17 protein-coding genes are annotated in these 18,976 nt (G+C 56.7%); 4 read left to right on the plus strand and 13 right to left on the minus strand.

What is annotated here, in order from left to right:
• Positions 1-14: 14 nt before the first annotated feature.
• The 4 genes from EOK75_RS03485 (at position 15) to EOK75_RS03500 (ending at position 5,167) form a co-directional block, all read left to right on the plus strand.
• Positions 15-1,613 (plus strand): peptide chain release factor 3, encoded by a 1,599-nt coding sequence (locus tag EOK75_RS03485; protein WP_137192596.1) that lies wholly within the window; start codon positions 15-17, stop codon positions 1,611-1,613.
• Positions 1,614-1,647: 34 nt separating this feature from the next.
• Entirely contained in the window at positions 1,648-2,397 is a 750-nt protein-coding gene (locus tag EOK75_RS03490; protein ID WP_137192597.1) for a hypothetical protein, read from the plus strand.
• A gap of 25 nt (positions 2,398-2,422) precedes the next feature.
• Complete coding sequence (locus EOK75_RS03495; RefSeq protein WP_168199135.1) at positions 2,423-3,457, plus strand: glycosyltransferase family 2 protein; 1,035 nt, start codon at positions 2,423-2,425, stop codon at positions 3,455-3,457.
• Between the two features lie 147 nt (positions 3,458-3,604).
• Complete coding sequence (locus tag EOK75_RS03500) at positions 3,605-5,167, plus strand: DEAD/DEAH box helicase (RefSeq protein ID WP_137192599.1); 1,563 nt, start codon at positions 3,605-3,607, stop codon at positions 5,165-5,167.
• Between the two features lie 137 nt (positions 5,168-5,304).
• Here EOK75_RS03500 and EOK75_RS03505 read toward each other — a convergent pair whose 3' ends face one another.
• The 13 genes from EOK75_RS03505 to nuoG all read right to left on the minus strand — a co-directional run bounded on the left by EOK75_RS03505 (position 5,305) and on the right by nuoG (position 18,974).
• Complete coding sequence (locus tag EOK75_RS03505; RefSeq protein ID WP_137192600.1) at positions 5,305-6,981, minus strand: ribonuclease J; 1,677 nt, start codon at positions 6,979-6,981, stop codon at positions 5,305-5,307.
• Positions 6,978-7,757 (minus strand): type III pantothenate kinase, encoded by a 780-nt coding sequence (locus EOK75_RS03510; protein ID WP_137192601.1) that lies wholly within the window; start codon positions 7,755-7,757, stop codon positions 6,978-6,980. The genes EOK75_RS03505 and EOK75_RS03510 overlap by 4 nt, the downstream gene beginning before the upstream one ends.
• Before the next feature lie 18 nt (positions 7,758-7,775).
• Entirely contained in the window at positions 7,776-8,498 is a 723-nt protein-coding gene (locus tag EOK75_RS03515) for a biotin--[acetyl-CoA-carboxylase] ligase (RefSeq protein ID WP_137194266.1), read from the minus strand.
• A gap of 28 nt (positions 8,499-8,526) precedes the next feature.
• Positions 8,527-9,966, minus strand: coding sequence for an NADH-quinone oxidoreductase subunit NuoN (nuoN, locus tag EOK75_RS03520; RefSeq protein ID WP_137192602.1), 1,440 nt, complete (start codon positions 9,964-9,966; stop codon positions 8,527-8,529).
• 10 nt (positions 9,967-9,976) lie between these two features.
• Positions 9,977-11,515 (minus strand): NADH-quinone oxidoreductase subunit M, encoded by a 1,539-nt coding sequence (locus tag EOK75_RS03525; protein ID WP_137192603.1) that lies wholly within the window; start codon positions 11,513-11,515, stop codon positions 9,977-9,979.
• Complete coding sequence (gene nuoL / locus EOK75_RS03530; RefSeq protein WP_137192604.1) at positions 11,515-13,548, minus strand: NADH-quinone oxidoreductase subunit L; 2,034 nt, start codon at positions 13,546-13,548, stop codon at positions 11,515-11,517. Before nuoL ends, EOK75_RS03525 begins: the two co-directional genes overlap by 1 nt.
• Before the next feature lie 4 nt (positions 13,549-13,552).
• Positions 13,553-13,858, minus strand: coding sequence for an NADH-quinone oxidoreductase subunit NuoK (nuoK, locus tag EOK75_RS03535; RefSeq protein ID WP_137192605.1), 306 nt, complete (start codon positions 13,856-13,858; stop codon positions 13,553-13,555).
• Positions 13,859-13,939: 81 nt separating this feature from the next.
• Entirely contained in the window at positions 13,940-14,554 is a 615-nt protein-coding gene (locus tag EOK75_RS03540) for an NADH-quinone oxidoreductase subunit J (protein ID WP_137192606.1), read from the minus strand.
• Positions 14,551-14,961 carry a carboxymuconolactone decarboxylase family protein gene (locus EOK75_RS03545; protein WP_137192607.1) on the minus strand — a complete coding sequence of 137 codons (411 nt, stop codon included), beginning with the start codon at positions 14,959-14,961 and terminating at the stop codon, positions 14,551-14,553. Before EOK75_RS03545 ends, EOK75_RS03540 begins: the two co-directional genes overlap by 4 nt.
• Positions 14,958-15,461 (minus strand): NADH-quinone oxidoreductase subunit NuoI, encoded by a 504-nt coding sequence (nuoI, locus tag EOK75_RS03550; RefSeq protein ID WP_137192608.1) that lies wholly within the window; start codon positions 15,459-15,461, stop codon positions 14,958-14,960. Before nuoI ends, EOK75_RS03545 begins: the two co-directional genes overlap by 4 nt.
• Positions 15,462-15,463: 2 nt before the next feature.
• Positions 15,464-16,501: an NADH-quinone oxidoreductase subunit NuoH gene (gene nuoH, locus EOK75_RS03555; RefSeq protein WP_137192609.1), complete on the minus strand. Its 1,038-nt coding sequence runs from the start codon at positions 16,499-16,501 to the stop codon at positions 15,464-15,466.
• 40 nt (positions 16,502-16,541) lie between these two features.
• A complete protein-coding gene (locus EOK75_RS03560) occupies positions 16,542-16,949 on the minus strand; it encodes a hypothetical protein (protein ID WP_137192610.1) in 408 nt (135 codons plus the stop codon).
• A 3-nt stretch (positions 16,950-16,952) separates the two neighbouring features.
• Positions 16,953-18,974 (minus strand): NADH-quinone oxidoreductase subunit NuoG, encoded by a 2,022-nt coding sequence (gene nuoG, locus EOK75_RS03565; protein ID WP_137192611.1) that lies wholly within the window; start codon positions 18,972-18,974, stop codon positions 16,953-16,955.
• Positions 18,975-18,976 lie beyond the last annotated feature (2 nt).

An 18,976-nucleotide genomic window follows, 5' to 3' on the forward strand; every position in this document is an offset into this window, starting at 1 on the left:
ATATGTGCCAGCACATGCAGCAAAATCGCCCCCCCCTTCCGCCTGAAATCGCCCGCCGCCGGACCTTTGCGATCATCGCACACCCGGATGCCGGTAAAACCACCCTGACCGAAAAGTTTCTGCTGTTTGGCGGGGCGATCCAGATGGCGGGTCAGGTCCGCGCCAAAGGTGAGGCGCGGCGCACCAAATCCGACTTCATCAAGATGGAGCAAGACCGTGGGATCTCGGTCTCGGCCTCGGCGATGTCATTTGATTTTCGCGAATACCGGTTCAATTTGGTCGACACCCCCGGCCACTCGGATTTCTCGGAGGATACCTACCGCACGCTGACGGCGGTGGATGCGGCCGTGATGGTGATCGACGGCGCGAAAGGTGTGGAAAGCCAGACCCGCAAGCTGTTCGAGGTTTGCCGTCTGCGCGACCTGCCGATCCTGACGTTTTGTAACAAAATGGACCGCGAGGCCCGTGATACGTTTGAGATCATCGATGAAATTCAGGAAAATCTGGCGATTGATGTGTCGCCCGCCAGCTGGCCCATCGGGTCGGGCCGGGACTTTCTGGGCTGCTATGACATTTTGAACGACCGGCTGGAATTGATGGACCGCGCCGACCGTAATCGGGTGGCCGAAACCATTTCGATCAACGGCCTCGATGATCCCAAACTGGAACAACACATCCCTGCCGAAGCCCTTTCCCGCCTGCGTGAAGAGCTGGAAATGGCACGCGAATTGCTGCCCGCGCTGGACCGCGATTCGCTGCTAAACGGGTCGATGACACCGATCTGGTTCGGCTCTGCGATCAACTCATTCGGGGTCAAGGAATTGATGGACGGGATCGCCAAATTTGGCCCCGAGCCACAGCCCCAACCCACCGCCGCCCGCGAGGTCTTTCCTGACGAGGACGCCGTCACCGGTGTCGTGTTCAAAGTGCAGGCCAATATGGACCCCAAGCACCGCGACCGTGTGGCCTTTGTGCGCCTTGCCTCGGGGCATTTCACCCGCGGCATGAAGCTGAACCATGTGCGCAGCAAAAAGGCGATGACAATCAGCAGCCCCGTGCTGTTCCTCGCCGCCGACCGCGAGTTGGCCGAAGAGGCCTGGGCCGGCGACATCATCGGCATTCCCAACCACGGCCAGTTGCGGATCGGCGATGCGCTTACCGAAGGTGAGGCCCTGCGCTTTACCGGCATCCCGTCCTTTGCGCCGGAACTCTTGCAAGGTGTGCGTGCAGGTGATCCGCTCAAGGCCAAGCATCTGGAAAAGGCGCTTTTGCAATTTGCCGAGGAAGGTGCGGCCAAAGTGTTCAAGCCGATGATCGGTTCGGGCTATATCGTCGGCGTTGTGGGGCCTTTGCAGTTTGACGTGCTCGCCAGCAGGATCGAGCAGGAATACTCACTCCCCGTCCGGTTTGAACCGTCGCAATTCAGCTCTGCGCGCTGGGTGCAGGGGCCGAAGGCCGAGATGGACAAATTCATGGCCGTCAACAAGGGCCATATCGCGCAAGACAGCGATGGCGACACGGTGTTCCTGACGCGCTTGCAATGGGATATTGACCGGATCACCCGCGATTACCCCGAACTGAAGCTGACGGCGACAAAGGAAATGATGGCATAACCTTTGCGCCGGACCGATCAAGACGAGGCAGAGCATGACCGACCCCACTTACCCCGATGCCCCCCAAAGCCTGATTGACCATTGGAACAAGCGGCGCGGCCCATTGCACTTGCAAGAGGGTGAGGGTTTGGCGGGGCTGGATGTCGATCTGGCCGCCCTTGCGCAGGTTATTTTACCGCCAACATCCGCCGATCTGCCCAAAGGCGCCAGCAGGCACGCCGCAAAAGAGCATGAGCTGCGCAGCGAGCTTGGCGGTCAATCAGAGTTGGTCTTGCTGCACGCATTGGTGATCGCCCACCTGCGCAAACGCCGTTTTCCGGGACACACCCCGGCCCTGTTTCGCAAAATCTGGTCCGAGCAGTCCCCCTACCTGCTTGGGTGCCTCAACACGCGCTGGCTGATCTCTGCGGTGATCACCTTTGGCGAGCATGGTGCCACAGCGCGCGAAAAGCTGTTGGGACGTGAAATGGGGATGCTGTTTTCGATCATGAAGCTTTACGAATTCGAACGCCTCCATAGCGGCAAAGCCCCGGATGAAACCTTTGGCCTGCGCCGTATCGATGCCGAAATGCCGCTGGAGATGACCCCGTTTTCACTGGCGTCGGGGGGGCTCGATATCAACCTGCTTGCCCCGCTTTGGCAACGCGCCCAAGAAGAGCCGGTCATGGGGCCGCTTGCCTACGCCCTGCTGGACCGGCTAAACCATGATAAGGGCGGTATTTTCCGGCGTATTTCCGCAATGCGCGCAAAAAAGCAGGCGCGGATCGCGGGGCGCAAGGCTTGATGTATCAACAGGCGGGATGGCAAAGATGAGAGCGTTTCTGGTAACCACCGCCAAGAATGAGGCCCCCTATTTTCTGGAGTGGGTCGCCCATCATCTGGAACTTGGTTTCACCGATATCGTTATTTTTCAAAACGATAGCGATGACCTGACACATGAAACCCTCTTTGCCTTGCGCAAGATCGGCGCCATTCGATATTTCTATAACCGCGCCGAAAATCGCCAGATCAAAACGCAGGCCTATACGCGTGCAGACAGCTTTCCCGAATTCAAGGACTGCGATTGGGCGATGGCGCTGGATATGAACGAGTTTCTGGTTGTCAAAACCGGCAATGGCACCCTGACCGATCTGATTGCGGCTGTGCCGGAAAGTGATTGCCTGCACCTCAACCGCCGTGATTTTGGCAACTCCGGTTTTGAGCTGCTGACGGATGAGCTGGTGACGGACCGTTTTTGCATGGCCGACCACCCGCTTGGCCCAACCGAAAACGCCAGTCCCTATAAATGCCTGTTCCGGCCGTCGTTATTTCAACGTCCCGGCATCCACCACCCCGAGAAGCCCGTGATTGCACCCGAGGCCATTCGCTATACCAACGGCAGCGGGTTGCGCCCCGATCATTACCGAGTCAAAAGCATCCTCTCCACCGATATTTGCGGCTGTGAATTTGCGCAAATCAACCACTATATCACGCGCGACTTGACCAGTTTTTTGCTGAAGTCCACGGAAAACTCTGACATGAAGGCTGACCGTAGAACGGTGCTGCGTCACTGGAAAAAGCGTAACAAAAACTTTGAAATCGACGGTAGCATGGCGCCATGGCAAGCACGCACTATCGCCCGGATGAACGCATTGGACGAGGCCTCAGACGGGCAGTTGATGGAGTTGCGTCAAACCGCGATCTACACCCATCTTTCGCGCTATTATACGATGCTCCAAAAGCCCGCGATGCGTGATTTCCGTGACAGATGCAAGGCACATCCCAATGCCGTAAACCCGCATACGGACCATGCCATATCATCGCCGCCGGATCTGACCGGTCTGGCAGAGATGTATCTGAAGTAAAAAAAACAGCGCTATGCGGCTACAACTTGACCTTTGGTGCCAAAAAGGCTATTTGCTGTCACGCCTTCGGGCAATGACGCCGGGACGCCCGGAAATCTTGCGTCCCATCCCATTTTTGCGGTCCGATACCGCATATACAGGACGCACATGACCAAATTCTCTGATCTCGCGCTGGATCCCCGCGTGTTGAAAGCAGTGGCCGAAGCTGGCTACGAATCCCCAACCCCGATCCAAGAGCAAGCGATTCCACACGCGCTCGAAGGCCGTGATGTTTTGGGCATCGCCCAAACGGGCACCGGCAAAACCGCAAGCTTTACCTTGCCTATGATTACCCTTTTGGGCAAAGGCCGCGCGCGCGCGCGTATGCCACGTTCGCTCGTTCTGGCCCCGACACGGGAGTTGGCGGCGCAAGTTGCTGAAAACTTTGAAATTTACGCTAAATACACCAAGCTGACCAAAGCTCTTTTGATCGGCGGCGTGGCTTTTGGCGAACAAGACAAGCTGATCGACCGCGGCGTTGACGTGCTGATTGCGACCCCCGGCCGCCTGCTCGACCATTTTGAGCGTGGCAAATTGCTGCTGCAAGGCGTGCAAATCATGGTTGTCGATGAGGCTGACCGGATGCTCGATATGGGCTTCATTCCTGATATCGAAAGGATTTTTAGCCTAACGCCCTTCACGCGCCAGACGTTCTTTTACTCTGCCACGATGGCCCCCGAGATCGAGCGGATCACCAACACGTTCCTTTCTGCCGCCGTAAAAATCGAGGTGGCGCGTCAAAGCTCCAGCTCCGATACGATCACGCAGAAGCTGATTGAGGTGGTGCCGAGCCGTAAGGACCGCACGGCCTCGGAGAAGCGCGATGTTTTGCGGACGCTTATCCGTGCCGAAGGTGAAAGCTGTACCAATGCGATCATTTTCTGCAATCGCAAGTCAGATGTGGATATTGTCTCCAAGTCTTTGAAGCAGCATGGTTTTAACGCTTCTCCAATCCACGGCGACCTTGACCAGTCAGTGCGCACCCGCACGCTGGACGGTTTCCGCGATGGGTCTGTGCATTTGCTCGTGGCCTCCGATGTGGCGGCGCGCGGCTTGGATGTGCCTGCTGTCAGCCATGTTTTCAACTTTGACGTGCCCAGCCATCCAGAGGATTATGTGCACCGCATCGGCCGCACCGGTCGTGCCGGGCGCGAAGGCAAGGCCTTCACTTTGTCCTCCCCATCGGATGCGAAATATCTTGCGGCGATTGAACAGTTGATCGGCAAACCTATCCCGCGCGGCGAGTTGCCCGAGGGTGCGGTAAAACCAGCCGTCCCTGCGGCCAAAGACGCCAAAACCGAAGAGGCCGAGAAGCCTGCGCGCAGCCGGACCCGTAGCAGGACCCGCACCCCCAAGGTCGAAAAGGTAGAACCCGTTGCGGTTGAGGCAGCGCCGGTAGAACCCGCTGTACAAACCCCGGCGAAAGAAGCTCCGGTAAAAGACAGTGCAGCAACCGACGCACCGGCGAATACCTCCCGTCGGGCACCGCGCGAATCGCGGCGTGATGACAAACGAGGCGATCGACGCAACAATGGCGGCAATGACCGGGTTGTCGGCATGGGCGATCATGTGCCTGACTTCATTCTGCGCAGCTTCAAGCTTGAGGATTACTCTAGCGACGATACTGAGAACACAGATACATCGAATATTGAGGATGCAACGACCGAATAGTCACGGCATCAAAGCTCTGGCGTTTTTGCGGCAGAGCTTCCCTATTCCGATTGTGACGCGATACCCGCATCAAATATGACATAGAAAAAGGCGCGCAGGGTTTCCCTTGCGCGCCTTTTCTTTAACTTTGAACCGGATCAGCCTTCGGTCAAGCGGCTGACAACCACAGTCACCTCGGGCTTTTTGCCGATTTCTTCCATGCAGATCTGGCGCACAACACGGCGCACAGCCTCATCCAGCTTGGAATCGTCTTTCAAGACTTTCTTGCCGGCCCCGTCGAGGTATTCCGTCAAATCCGCCTCAAGCGTCTCGCCCAACACTGCACCCGTGCGGCCCTTTTCAGCCAGACCCTTAACCTCTACCCAGGCATCGCCCAGCAAAGAATCGCTTTCGTCAAGCAAGAGCGTCACCATAACATGGCCGTTCAAAACCATCCGAATGCGGTCACGTACAACACCGTCACGCGCGCCAATCATGACTGAGCCGTCGAGATAGGTCCGGCCCGCCTCGATATATTCGACAACATCCGGTTTCTTGCCGGTAAGATCGATCATCATGCCGTTGGTCACAACATCCGAAACACGCCCGGCCGCCATTGCAATCCGTGCATGCTCGCGCAAATGCCGGTGCTCGCCATGCATCGGGATCACCATTTCAGGGTCCAGCACACGATGCACAGTTTCCAGATCAGGACGGTTGGCATGCCCAGAAACGTGGTAAAGTCCGCCACTGTCGTCGACGATATTCACGCCCATCTCGGAAAAGGCGTTCATGATGGAAATAACACCGCGCTCATTGCCCGGAATGGTTTTGGAGGAGAACAGGAAGGTATCGCCTTCCTTCATCGACAACCCCAAATATTTCCCGCGTGACAGCTGTGCGGAGGCGGCGCGCCGCTCTCCCTGACTGCCGGTCACGATCAACATCAGATCGCCACGCGGAACATCTTGTGCCTCTTCGGGGCTGACGGTGCGCGGAAAGCCAGTCAAAACGCCCGAAGCTTCGGCAGCCGAAACCATCCGCCGCATCGCACGGCCCAAAAGGCAAATCGTGCGGCCCGCGGCCTGGGCGGCCTCTGCCAGCGTTTTCAGGCGCGCCACGTTCGACGCAAATGTCGTTGCCACAACCATGCCGCGTTGGGCGCTGATCAGCTCCCGCAGAGGATCGCGCAAAGTCGCTTCGGAACGGCCTGCGTGTAGTGAGAACACATTGGTACTGTCACACATCAAGGCTTTGACCGGACGTTCCTGCGCGATGGCCTTGAACACATCCGGCTGCCACGCCTCACCCACCAAGGGATCTTCGTCAAGTTTGAAATCGCCCGAATGGACGATGCGCCCGGCTTCGGTATCAATGATCAGCGCAGAGCTTTCGGGAACGGAGTGGGCAACAGGCACAAATTGCACATCAAACGGGCCGGCCTTGACCACATCGGGACGCGGTTCCACCACTGTGATCGCGTCTTTGGGGTGGCCATGTTCGTCAAACTTCAGCTTGCCGATCGTCGCGGTAAAGCGGCGGGCATAGACGGGGCATTTGAACCGCGACCAGAAATGCGCAACAGCGCCGATGTGGTCTTCATGCGCGTGGGTGATGAAAATCGCTTCCAGTCGGTCCTTGCGCGCCTCAAGCCACGAAATGTCAGGCATGATCAAATCAACCCCAGGGGTTGTATCCATATCGGGGAAGGCCACGCCCAGATCCACGAGGATCAGGCGTTCTTTGTCCTCAGGCCCGTAGCCATAAACATATGCGTTCATCCCAATCTCACCCGCGCCGCCGAGGGGGAGGTAAATTAGCCGGTTCGCTTTCATGCGGTATCTCGATCCTTATTCAGTTCATTTATGAGGACAAGACCATGCATGGTCAAATCGTCCTCGATTGCGTCAAAAATTTCTGTTCCCTGTTGGAACAACGGGGCAAGCCCCCCGGTGGCTATCACTTTCATCGGGCGAATATGTTCCGCCCTGATCTGGCGGCAAATGCCCTCGACCAAACCGATATAGCCCCAATACACGCCCGATTGCATACAAGCCACCGTATTCTTTCCGATTGTCTGGGCGGGATGCGTAACATCCACATGTGGCAAGGCAGCCGTCGCCGAGGACAACGCCGCTAGGCTAAGATTAACACCGGGCGCAATGACACCGCCAATATAGGCACCGTCCTGATCCACGACATCAAAGGTGGTGGCCGTGCCGAAATCAACCAAGATCAGATCACCACCATGACGGTCAAACCCCGAAACAGTATTCACCAAGCGGTCCGACCCGACGGTGGTGCCCATATCAACGCGCGGTGCAACTGGCAACGCGCAGTCCGGCTTTCCCACAACCAGGGGGCGACAGCTAAAATAACGATCCGTCAGAACCCTTAGGTTGAAAACCACACGCGGAACGGTAGAGGAGATAATTACCTCAGAGATATGCACATCCATCTTGTGGAGCGTCATCAAAGTGGTCAACCAGACGTAGTATTCATCCGCCGTCCGCTTGTGGTCGGTGGAACAGCGCCAGGTTGCAATGAACTCTGCCCCGTTCCAAATGGAAAACACGGTGTTGGTATTACCGCAATCGACTGCCATCAGCATAAGGCGCGTCCTTCCGTCTCAAAAGAAAATCTCTGCCGCGGGAATGGCGCGGCGACCCCGTGCCGTTTTCAAAATCAACGCTCCGGTCTCGTCGATGCTCTCGAAAACGCCATCCTCTGATGTGGTTCCGGTGCGCGCGGTGATGGTATCGCCCAAGCGCGCGGCATGAGACAGCCATGCGCTGCGCAAAGGGGCAAAGCCTTGGCTGGTGAAAACCGCTTCCCAATGGGCATAGGCCTGCGCAAGGGCGGTCAGGAACCGTTCTGGCGCGACGCGCATACCCGTTTCAGCCAGCAGGGAAACCGGCGGGGTTGCGCCCTCTTCCACAGCTTCGCGCGGGGGGGCGGCGATCAGGTTGACGCCAATCCCGATGCAAAGCTGTGTTATCTGCGGGCCGTTACCACTGCTTTCAAGCAAAATCCCGGCAAGTTTACCACCATTGAGCAAAACATCATTGGGCCATTTCAGCGATAGCCCCGCCTCAAGTCCCGTCACCGCGACACAGGCATCCCGCAAGGCAAGCGCCGCGCCAAAGGACCGGAGCGCAACCTTATCCGCAGTTTCAGCCGGATGCAGAACATGTGTGGCATAGAAATTCCCGCGGGGGCTTTGCCATGGGCGGCCACGACGGCCACGCCCAACAGTTTGCTCTGCCGCCATGATCCACGTCGGACCAACGGGGGCAAGCCGTGTGGCATAGGCATTGGTGCTGTCCACGCCATCAAGCAAGATCCGGGCCACCCCTTGCGGCCAGCCCGGAGTTGCCTCGTTAACGGACAAGCGCTTCCGCCGCAATTTGTGCAACGCCCTCAACCCCGAAGAGGTTGATGATGCCAAAGACCATCACCGCCGCAGACCCCATAAGCGCCAGCCATTGCACACGGCCCATTTGCGCGTCGATACCAGCGCCCTCTTTGCCGAAGTACATGAAGAAGACGACACGAAGATAGTAGAACGCACCGATCACCGAGGCCACAGCACCGGACACAGCAAGCCATGTCATATCGGCCTTCACCGCGGCTTGAAGCACATAAAACTTGCCGAAGAAGCCAAGCATTGGCGGAACGCCCGCAAGGCTGAAGAGCAGCACCAGCATGGCCAAAGCCTGCAGGGGCGCCTTTTTCGACAGCATGTTCAGCCCGTCAATCGTGGTCACAGGCACGCCGTCACGTTCCATAGACAGGATAAAGGCAAAGGTGCCAATGTTCATGCTAACGTAGATCACGACATAAATCAGCATGGCCTGCACACCAAACACCGTGCCCGAAGCAAGCCCGATCAGCGCAAATCCCATATGAGAGATGGACGAATATGCCATCAGGCGCTTGATATCACGCTGGCCGATCGCGGCGATTGCCCCGACAAACATCGACAGAACGGCGAGCACAGCAATGACCTGCCCCCACTGCCCCGGGATTGCACCAAAGGCATCATACATCAGTCGGGCCAAAAGCCCCATCGCGGCAACCTTGGGCGCAGTTGCAAAAAATGCAGTGACCGGCGTGGGTGAGCCTTCATAAACGTCAGGCGTCCACATGTGGAACGGTACGGCCGAAACCTTGAATGCCAAGCCTGTAATCAAGAAGACCAGGCCGAATACCAACCCAAGCGGTACATCACCATGCCCCAATGTCGACAGGATCCCTGCAAAATCGGTCGTGCCCGCATAGCCATATGTAAGCGAGGCGCCATAAAGCAAAATCCCCGAGGAAAGCGAACCGAGCACAAAGTACTTGAGGCCTGCCTCCGACGATTTCACGCTGTCACGGCGCAAACTGGCCACCACATAAAGCGCAAGGGATTGCAGTTCCAACCCCATATAAAGCGCGATCAAATCACCGGCCGAAACCATGAACATCATACCAAGCACGGAAAGCGCGATCAAAATCGGATACTCGAACCGCATCAGGCCGCGCTTGACCATGTAATCATGGCTGATGACCAAAACCGCCGCTGCCGACAGCAAGATCGTCACCTTGGCAAAGCGCGCGAAAGGATCGTCGTTGAACATCCCGTCAAAAGCGACGCGTTCCCCGCTTGTGCCGACACCGATCCAGAAGGCAAGGATCACGAAAACCCCGGCCATGCCCCAGTTCAGCGAAGACGCCAGTGCATCCTTACCCGTGTAAACCACCCCAAGCAACGCCGCCATAGCGACAAGCGCCAAGGTGATTTCCGGGAGGACGGTTGAAAAATCTATCGGAGTCATCTGTCGTCCCTCAATGTGTTGCCAGCTGCACATCACCCGCAACGGGGATGGCCGCCTGGTAGTCGGTCACAAGCGCGGTCACCGAGGGGCCGATAATATCGGTCACAAGGCTAGGATACACGCCCAAGAGCAAAGTCATCACAACCAGCGGAGCGAAGATAAGACGCTCGCGGGTGGTCATGTCGGTGATGGATTTCAGGCTTTCCTTGATCAGATCGCCGAAAACCACCCGGCGATAAAGCCACAGCCCGTAAGAGGCCGACAAGATCACACCCGAAGCCGCCACAAGCGCGACCCAAGTGTTCACTTGGAAAACGCCGACCAAAGTCAGGAATTCGCCAACAAAGCCGGAAGTTCCCGGAAGGCCCACGTTGGCCAAGGAAAAGAACATGAAGATCAGCGCGTAATGCGGCATCCGGTTGACGAGACCACCATAGGCGTCGATCTCGCGGGTGTGCATCCGATCGTAAATCACCCCGACGCACATGAACAGCGCGCCCGAGACAAAGCCGTGGCTGATCATCTGAAAGATAGCACCATCAACACCCTGCTGGTTTGCAGCAAAAATCCCCATCGTCACATAGCCCATATGGGCCACCGAGGAATAGGCGATCAGCTTTTTCATATCGCTTTGCGCCAAGGCCACGAGCGAGGTGTAAACAATCGCGATCGCGGACATCCAAAGCACAACGGGGCTTAGCAAATCGGCCCCAACCGGGAACATCGGCAAACTGAACCGCAAGAAGCCGTAGCCCCCCATCTTCAGCAAAATCGCCGCCAGCACCACGGAACCGGCCGTCGGCGCCTGAACGTGCGCATCAGGCAACCAAGTGTGCACAGGCCACATCGGCATCTTGACCGCAAAGCTTGCAAAGAAAGCAAGGAACAGCATCGTCTGCAAGCCGCCAACAACATGGAAGCCAGCGATGGTCATCGTGTCAGAGCCGAAGTTATGCGTCAGCAATGTCGGGATATCGGTCGTACCTGCATCGGCATACATCGCGATCATCGCAACCAACATCAGCACCGAGCCAAGGAAGGTATAAAGGAAGAACTTGAACGCCGCATAGATCCGCTCTTTACCGCCCCAGATGCCGATGATCAGGAACATCGGGATCAGGCCCGCTTCAAAGAACAGATAGAACAGCACCAGATCCAAGGCGCAGAACACACCAAGCATCAGCGTTTCTAGCAACAAGAAGGCGATCATATATTCCTTGACGCGGGTTTCCACGGTCCAGCAGGACGCGATGGTAATTGGCATCAGGAAGGTTGTCAGCATCACGAAAAGAACCGAAATCCCGTCGACGCCCATCTTATACTTCAGGCCAAGGATCCAATTATATTCCTCAACCATCTGGAAACCGGTATCGCTCGGGTTGAAATCAGCCAGAACGAAGAGGGAAATCAGGAAAGTCGCAGAGGTCGCAACCAGTGCCACCCATTTTGCATTTTTGCGCGCCGCAGCATCATCGCCCCGCAGGAAAAGCGCAAGTATGGCGGCAGCAACCGCCGGGATGAATGTGATGATGGAAAGGAGGTTTTCCATTAGTGCGCGCCCCCCGAGAGCGTCATCCAGGTAACAAGGGCAACGATGCCCAAGACCATGGCGAATGCGTAGTGAAAGATGTAACCGGACTGTGCGCGGCCAGCGAGGCGGGTCAGCATCGGGATAATCCCCAAAGCAATCCCGTTGATTGTTCCGTCAATAACCTTGCCGTCGCCCTTTTTCCAAAGGAAGGCACCAAGCCACTTGGCAGGGCGAACAAAGATAAGGTCATAAAGCTCGTCGAAATACCATTTGTTCAGCAAGAACAGGTAAAGCGGGCGCTGTTGCTTGGCCAATTTGGCCGGCAGGCTCGGTTTGGCAATGTAGAAAATCCACGCCACAGCAAAGCCCAAAATCATTGCTACAAAAGGCGAAACCTTCACCCAGGCAGGCACGTCATGTGCCTCATGGATCGTGTGGTTTTCGGGGCCAAAGAAAATCGCACCTTTGGGCGCCAGATCATGGGCAACCTCGGCATGGGTAACACCTTCGGCGGCCTCATGCTGAACAACTTCCATGCCAAACCAACTGTGGATTTTATCAAGATCGCCAAAGAAGGAGTTATACCAAACCATGCCTGAGAACACGGCCCCAAGCGCCAGAACCCCAAGCGGGATCAGCATAACTTTTGGCGCCTCATGCGCGTGGTCATGCGTATGCTTGTCGCCGCGCGCCTTGCCAAAGAAGGTCAGGAACATCAGCCGCCAGCTGTAGAAGCTGGTAAACAGCGCTGCAATCACCAGCATCCAGAAGGCATAATTGGAGCCGACAAAGGCGCTTTCAATCACGGCATCCTTGGAAAGGAAGCCCGCGAAACCGATATGCGTCAACGGAATGCCAACGCCGGTGATGGCCAGCGTGCCGATCATCATCGCCCAGAAGGTCATCGGGATCTTCTTACGCAGCCCGCCATAGTTCCGCATATCCTGCTCGTGGTGCATCGAATAGATGACCGAGCCCGCGCCCAGAAACAGCATCGCCTTAAAGAAGGCGTGGGTAAACAGATGGAACATTGCCACAGGATAGGCGCCAACACCGGCGGCCACAAACATATATCCAAGCTGAGACATGGTCGAATAGGCGATCACACGCTTGATATCGTTCTGAACCAAGCCAATCGTTGCGGCAACAAAGGCAGTCGTCGCACCAAGGTAGGTTATAAAGGCCAATGTATCGGGCGCATATTCAAAGATCGGCGACATCCGCACGACAAGAAACACACCGGCGGTAACCATGGTCGCCGCGTGGATCAGCGCCGACACAGGCGTTGGGCCTTCCATCGCGTCCGGCAACCATGTGTGCAAGAACAGCTGCGCCGATTTCCCCATCGCCCCGATGAAAAGCAACATCGCAATCAGGTTGGCCGCGTTCCAATCCGTCCACAAGAAATGCAGATTGGTCTCCGCCAATTTGGCACCCGAGGCAAATATATCATCCAGACGAATGCTGTCGGTCAGGAAAAACAGCGCCATAATCCCCAACAGGAAACCAAAATCCCCGACACGGTTGACCACAAAGGCCTTGATCGCAGCAGCATTTGCCGTGGGCTTGCGATAATAAAACCCGATCAACAGATATGAGGCAACGCCCACGCCTTCCCAGCCAAAGAACATCTGGACAAGGTTATCTGCCGTTACCAGCATCAACATCGCAAAGGTAAAGAAGGACAGATAGGCGAAGAAACGCGCCTTATAATTCTCATGGTGCGTCCAGTTTTCATCATGTGCCATGTAGCCAAAGCTATAAAGGTGCACCAGCGCCGACACCGTATTGATCACGACCAGCATAATCGCCGTCAGACGGTCAAGCCGGATACCCCATTCGGTGGAAAGCGAACCACTTTCAATCCAGCGCATAATTACGATGTGCTGGGTTTCGTCGATATGACCAAGGAAGATGATCCACGACAGGAAGGCCGCAAGGAACACCAGGCCGGTGGTGATCACCTGGCCTGCGAATTCTCCGATCAAACGCCAGCCAAAGCCGCAGATCAGGGCGCCAATCAAGGGCGCAAAAAGGATGATCGTTGCCATCAGCTTAGCCTTTCATCACGTTGACATCTTCGACGTCGATAGAACCACGGGACCGGAAGAAGGTGACAAGGATCGCAAGGCCAATCGCCGCCTCTGCCGCGGCAACCGTCAGCACGAACATCGTAAAGATCTGCCCGACAAGGTCACCGTGAAAGGAAGAGAACGCGACAAGGTTGATGTTCACCGACAACAGCATCAGTTCGATCGACATCAAGATGACGATCACGTTCTTCCGGTTCAGGAAGATGCCAAAAATCCCAATCACGAACAGTGCGGCAGCCACTGCCAGATAATGCTCTAGTCCTACCATCTTACGTCCCTCCGGGTCATTGCCCGATTTCTTCGTATTGTTTGGGGGGCAAATAGCGCCCCCCGGCGACCGGTTCTGGCGTTAAAGCCCCTGCCCCGGTTTCACATCTTTAAGCTCCATCGCCTTGGCCGGGTCACGCCACATCTGATGCAACACGTTTTGACGTTTCACATCCTTGCGGTGGCGCAGGGTCAAGGAAATCGCCCCGATCATGGCAACCAACAGCACCATCCCGGAAAGCTGGAACAGCATCAGGTATTTATCATAAAGCAGCAGGCCAATCGCACGGGTGTTTTCCACCTGCGCCATGTCAGGCGTCACAGCCTTGCGCAGCCCCATGGCGCCATCCGCCTGAACCCAGGCACCAACGCCGATCAAAAGCTGCATCAAAAGCACGACACCAATCAGCAGGCCAATGGGCATATAGCGCGACATCTCGCCCTTAAGCTCGGAGAAGTCGACATCAAGCATCATCACCACAAAGACGAACAAGACCGCAACAGCGCCGACATAAACGATGATCAAAAGCATCGCCACGAATTCAGCGCCCAACAGAACGAACAGCCCCGCAGCGGACAGAAACGCAAGGATCAACCACAGCACCGAATGCACCGGGTTGCGCGACACAGTCACCAAAACCCCGGCAGCTACAGCCGTTAGGGCGAAGGCGTAAAAGGCCAGATCGGCGATGGTCATTTCTCTGTCTCCTCGGTCTCCGCAAAGACGGATTGGGCAATTTCCAACGCCTTTTGCATGGCGGGCAAGCCGCCGAACATGCTCATCTGCCAGATCACCTCGGCGATCTCGCGTTTTGTGGCCCCTGCCGTAAGCGCCTGCTGAATGGTCAGCCGCAGCTGTGCATCGGCCTGCGCACCAAGCACCGTCAGCGCGGCAATCGTCACCAGCAAACGGGTGCGGGCATCAAGCCCGTCAGGGTTCATCGTTTTGCCAAACCACAGTTCCAGCATCTCTGGCGGCATCGACGGGAACAGCTTCTCGAAGCCCTTCACGTTCGCCCCTTCCAGAGCAGGCGCGAACGCCTTGGCCATTTCCTGCCCCTGCTCCATCATGGATTTGAACATTTTTGCGAAATCATCGGTCATCTGTAAGGTGCATCCAATTCGAGGTTGCGGGCAATCTCCCCCTCCCAACGGTCACCGTTGGAAAGCAGCTTTTCCTTGTCATAGAACAATTCTTCCCGCGTCTCGGTGGCATACTCGAAATTCGGCCCCTCAACGATGGCATCCACGGGACACGCCTCTTGGCAGAAACCGCAATAGATGCATTTGGTCATATCAATGTCATAGCGCGTGGTGCGGCGGCTACCGTCATCGCGCGGCTCGGCATCGATTGTGATCGCCTGCGCAGGGCAAACCGCCTCACACAGCTTGCAGGCGATGCAACGTTCTTCACCATTTGCATAGCGGCGAAGCGCATGCTCACCGCGAAAACGCGGGCTAAGCGGGCCTTTTTCATGCGGATAGTTCAACGTGCTTTTCGGCGCGAAGAAGTATCTGAAGCCCAAACCAAACCCTTTGACGAAATCCATCAAAAGGAAATATTTCGCGGCACGACCCCAATCCACTGGACGGTTCTCACCCATGATCAGCCCCCAATAACCCAGCGTGCCCAAAAGCCGCCAAGAATTTCAAATTTCGCAAGGAAAGACACCAGCACAACCCAACCCAAAGACAGCGGCAGGAATACTTTCCAGCCAATACGCATCAGTTGGTCATAGCGGTAGCGCGGCACGATGGCCTTCACCATGGCGAACATGATGAAGAAGAACGTCATCTTGCCAACCATCCACAACACACCATCCGGCAAACCGGGGATCGGGGACAACCAGCCACCAAAGAACAGCAAGGACATCAGCGCGCACATCAGGAAGATGGCGATATACTCACCAGCCATAAACAACAGATAAGGCGTCGAGGAATATTCAACCATGAAGCCGGCAACCAACTCCGACTCCGCCTCGGGCAGATCGAAGGGCGGGCGGTTGGTTTCCGCCAAGGCGCTGATGAAGAACAGGAAGACCATCGGGAAGTGTGGCAGCCAGTACCAGTTGAACAACCCGAAATCACCGCGCTGTGCCTCAACGATCGCGCTGAAGTTCATCGAACCGGTGGAAATGATGATCCCGATGATGATCAACCCCAAGGAGACCTCATAGGAAATCATCTGCGCGGCAGAACGCAGCGAGCCAAGGAACGGGTATTTGGAGTTGGAGGCCCAGCCCCCCATGATCACGCCGTACACTTCCAAAGAAGAGATCGCGAAGACAAAGAGGATCGCCACGTTGATATTCGACAGAACCCAACCGTCACTGAAGGGGATCACAGCCCACATCAAAATGGCGAGCACGAAAGACAACATCGGTGCCAAAAAGAACACCGCGCGATCCGCACCGGCGGGCACAACGATTTCCTTCACCACATATTTCAACGCATCCGCAACCGATTGCAGAATGCCCCAAGCGCCCACCACGTTCGGGCCCCGCCGCATCTGAACGGCGGCCCAAACCTTACGGTCGCCATACACCAGAAACAGCAGCGAAATCATCACAAAGGCGATGACAAGAAGGCTTTGTGCAACGATCAACAATGTGATCCCCAAGCCCGTTTGCAGAAATTGATCCATGACGCCTTTTATCCTTCGGCCTTATTCGAGTTCGTCTTCGTCATATCGTCGGTATCCCCTGTTCGCCGCAATCGCGGACGGTTACCTCGGCATCGATTGTTGCCGACCCACGGGGAAGCTCTTTTGAGATGGTGTAAACCGCATCGCCGCGCCAATTACCACCCGTTTGTGCAATGGATGTGCGGACGTGCCGCGTAAATGACGCACCGCGGATCAATGCATATTGCGCCGCAGCACAACGTGCATAGGTATCCACATCCGACCGGTCCCGCGCACCCTTCATCGACACGTGGAAATTCACCAGATCACCATCCAGCAGCACCGTTTGAATGCCGCCATAAACCGGTTTGAACTCTGCACGCGCCATGTCTTCCCCCACTGCCGGAACACAGGCCGACAGGCTGACAATTGCCAGAATGCTAGGGGAAAGGGACGCGCGCAGGCTCATATCTTACTCCGCCGCCAAGGGTTTTTCAGACCGCGCCTTGGCAATCGCCGAAAGCTCTCCCATCAGGCTGGAGGCCCGTGCGATGGGGTTGGTCAGATAGAAATCCGTGACCGCATAGCGGAAATCGGCAGTTGCCGGGTCGCGCAAAGGAATGCGCTGCCAAGCGTTTTCGGGAACCTCGTCGATATTACCAAGATGCGGCACCGCCGAAACAACCGCTTTGCGAAGCGCCGCAAGGCTGTCCCATGGCAACACAGAACCATGCTCACCCGACAAAGCGCGCAAGATCGCCCAGTTTTCCTTGGCCTCGCCCGGCGCGAAACCTGCGCGGGCCGAAAGCTGTGGGCGGCCTTCGGTATTGACGAACAGCCCCGATTCCTCGGTATAGGCAGCACCGGGCAAGATCAGATCGGCGCGATGAGCACCCCGATCACCATGGCTGCCTTGATAGATCACGAACGCACCGGGGGCGATTTCGACTTCATCCGCGCCAAGGTTATAGACAACCTCTGCCCCGTCCAAAGCATCGGTCATCCCATGCTCGCTTACCGCACCGACATCCATCGCGCCAACGCGGCCGGCTGCCGTGTGCAAGATCATCAACTTGCTGTCCGAGGCTTCGGCCATGGCCATCGCTTGCGACAGAACGGCCTCACCGTCGGCCTCATTCAATGCCCCCATGCCGACAATAATGATCGACGGGTTTTCCTTGACCTTATCGGAACATTTGGTTTTCGCCAGCTCCAACAAAGCCGCGCGACCATCGCCCTTATGCGCATAGTCATAGGTCAGATCAACGGCAGGGCCGACCAGATCAACATCGCAACCATTGGACCAAGCCTTGCGGATACGCGCATTCAAGACCGGGCTTTCAATGCGAGGGTTGCTGCCGATCAACATGATGTACTTCGCGCTGTCGATATCTTCGATCATCGCCGTCCCGACATAGGCGGAGCGGTTGCCCGTTGGCAGCTTGGCCTTATCGGTGCGGCATTCGACCTTGCCGCCCATCCCTTCGATAAGGGTCTTGAGCGAAAACGCAGCCTCAACTGGCACCAGATCACCGATCAGGCCGGCAACCTTCTTGCCCTTCATCGCGGCGGAAGCGGCCTTCAATGCCTCATCCCAACCCGCTTTGCGCAAGCGCCCGTTTTCACGGATATAAGGCGTATCAAGACGCTGGCGGCGCAGACCGTCCCAAACGAAACGGGTCTTGTCCGAAATCCACTCCTCATTCACGCCGTCATGGTTGCGCGGCAGAATGCGCATCACTTCGCGCCCCTTTGCATCCACCCGGATATTGGCCCCGAGCGCATCCATCACGTCGATGGTTTCGGTCTTGGTCAACTCCCAAGGCCGCGCGGTAAAGGCATAGGGCTTAGAGGTCAGCGCGCCAACGGGGCACAGATCAATGATGTTGCCTTGCAGGTTGCTGTCGAGGGTCGCGCCCAGATAGGTCGTGATCTCGGCATCCTCACCGCGGCCGGTTTGGCCCATGGCCAGGATACCCGCAACCTCAGAGGTAAAGCGCACACAGCGCGTGCAGGAAATGCAGCGCGTCATAGTGGTCGACACCAGCGGACCAAGGTCAAGGTTTTCGCTCGCGCGCTTTGGCTCACGGAAACGACTGAAGTCTACGCCATAAGCCATTGCCTGATCTTGCAAATCACACTCGCCGCCCTGATCGCAGATCGGGCAGTCAAGCGGGTGGTTGATCAGCAGAAATTCCATCACGCCTTCGCGGGCCTTTTTGACCATCGGGCTGTTGGTCTTGACCACGGGCGGTTGGCCTTCGGGGCCGGGGCGCAAATCCCTGACCTGCATCGCACAAGAGGCGGTCGGCTTTGGCGGGCCGCCAACTACCTCAACCAGACACATGCGGCAGTTGCCTGCAATCGTCAGCCGTTCATGATAGCAAAAACGCGGGATCTCGATCCCGGCAATCTCGGCTGCCTGAATAAGGGTCATGGCCGGATCAACCTCGACCTCGATGCCGTCAATGATGATTTTCTTGAGGTTGGACATGC

Source organism: Pseudorhodobacter turbinis, from assembly GCF_005234135.1.
In the GTDB taxonomy this organism is placed as follows: Bacteria; Pseudomonadota; Alphaproteobacteria; order Rhodobacterales; family Rhodobacteraceae; genus Pseudorhodobacter; species Pseudorhodobacter turbinis.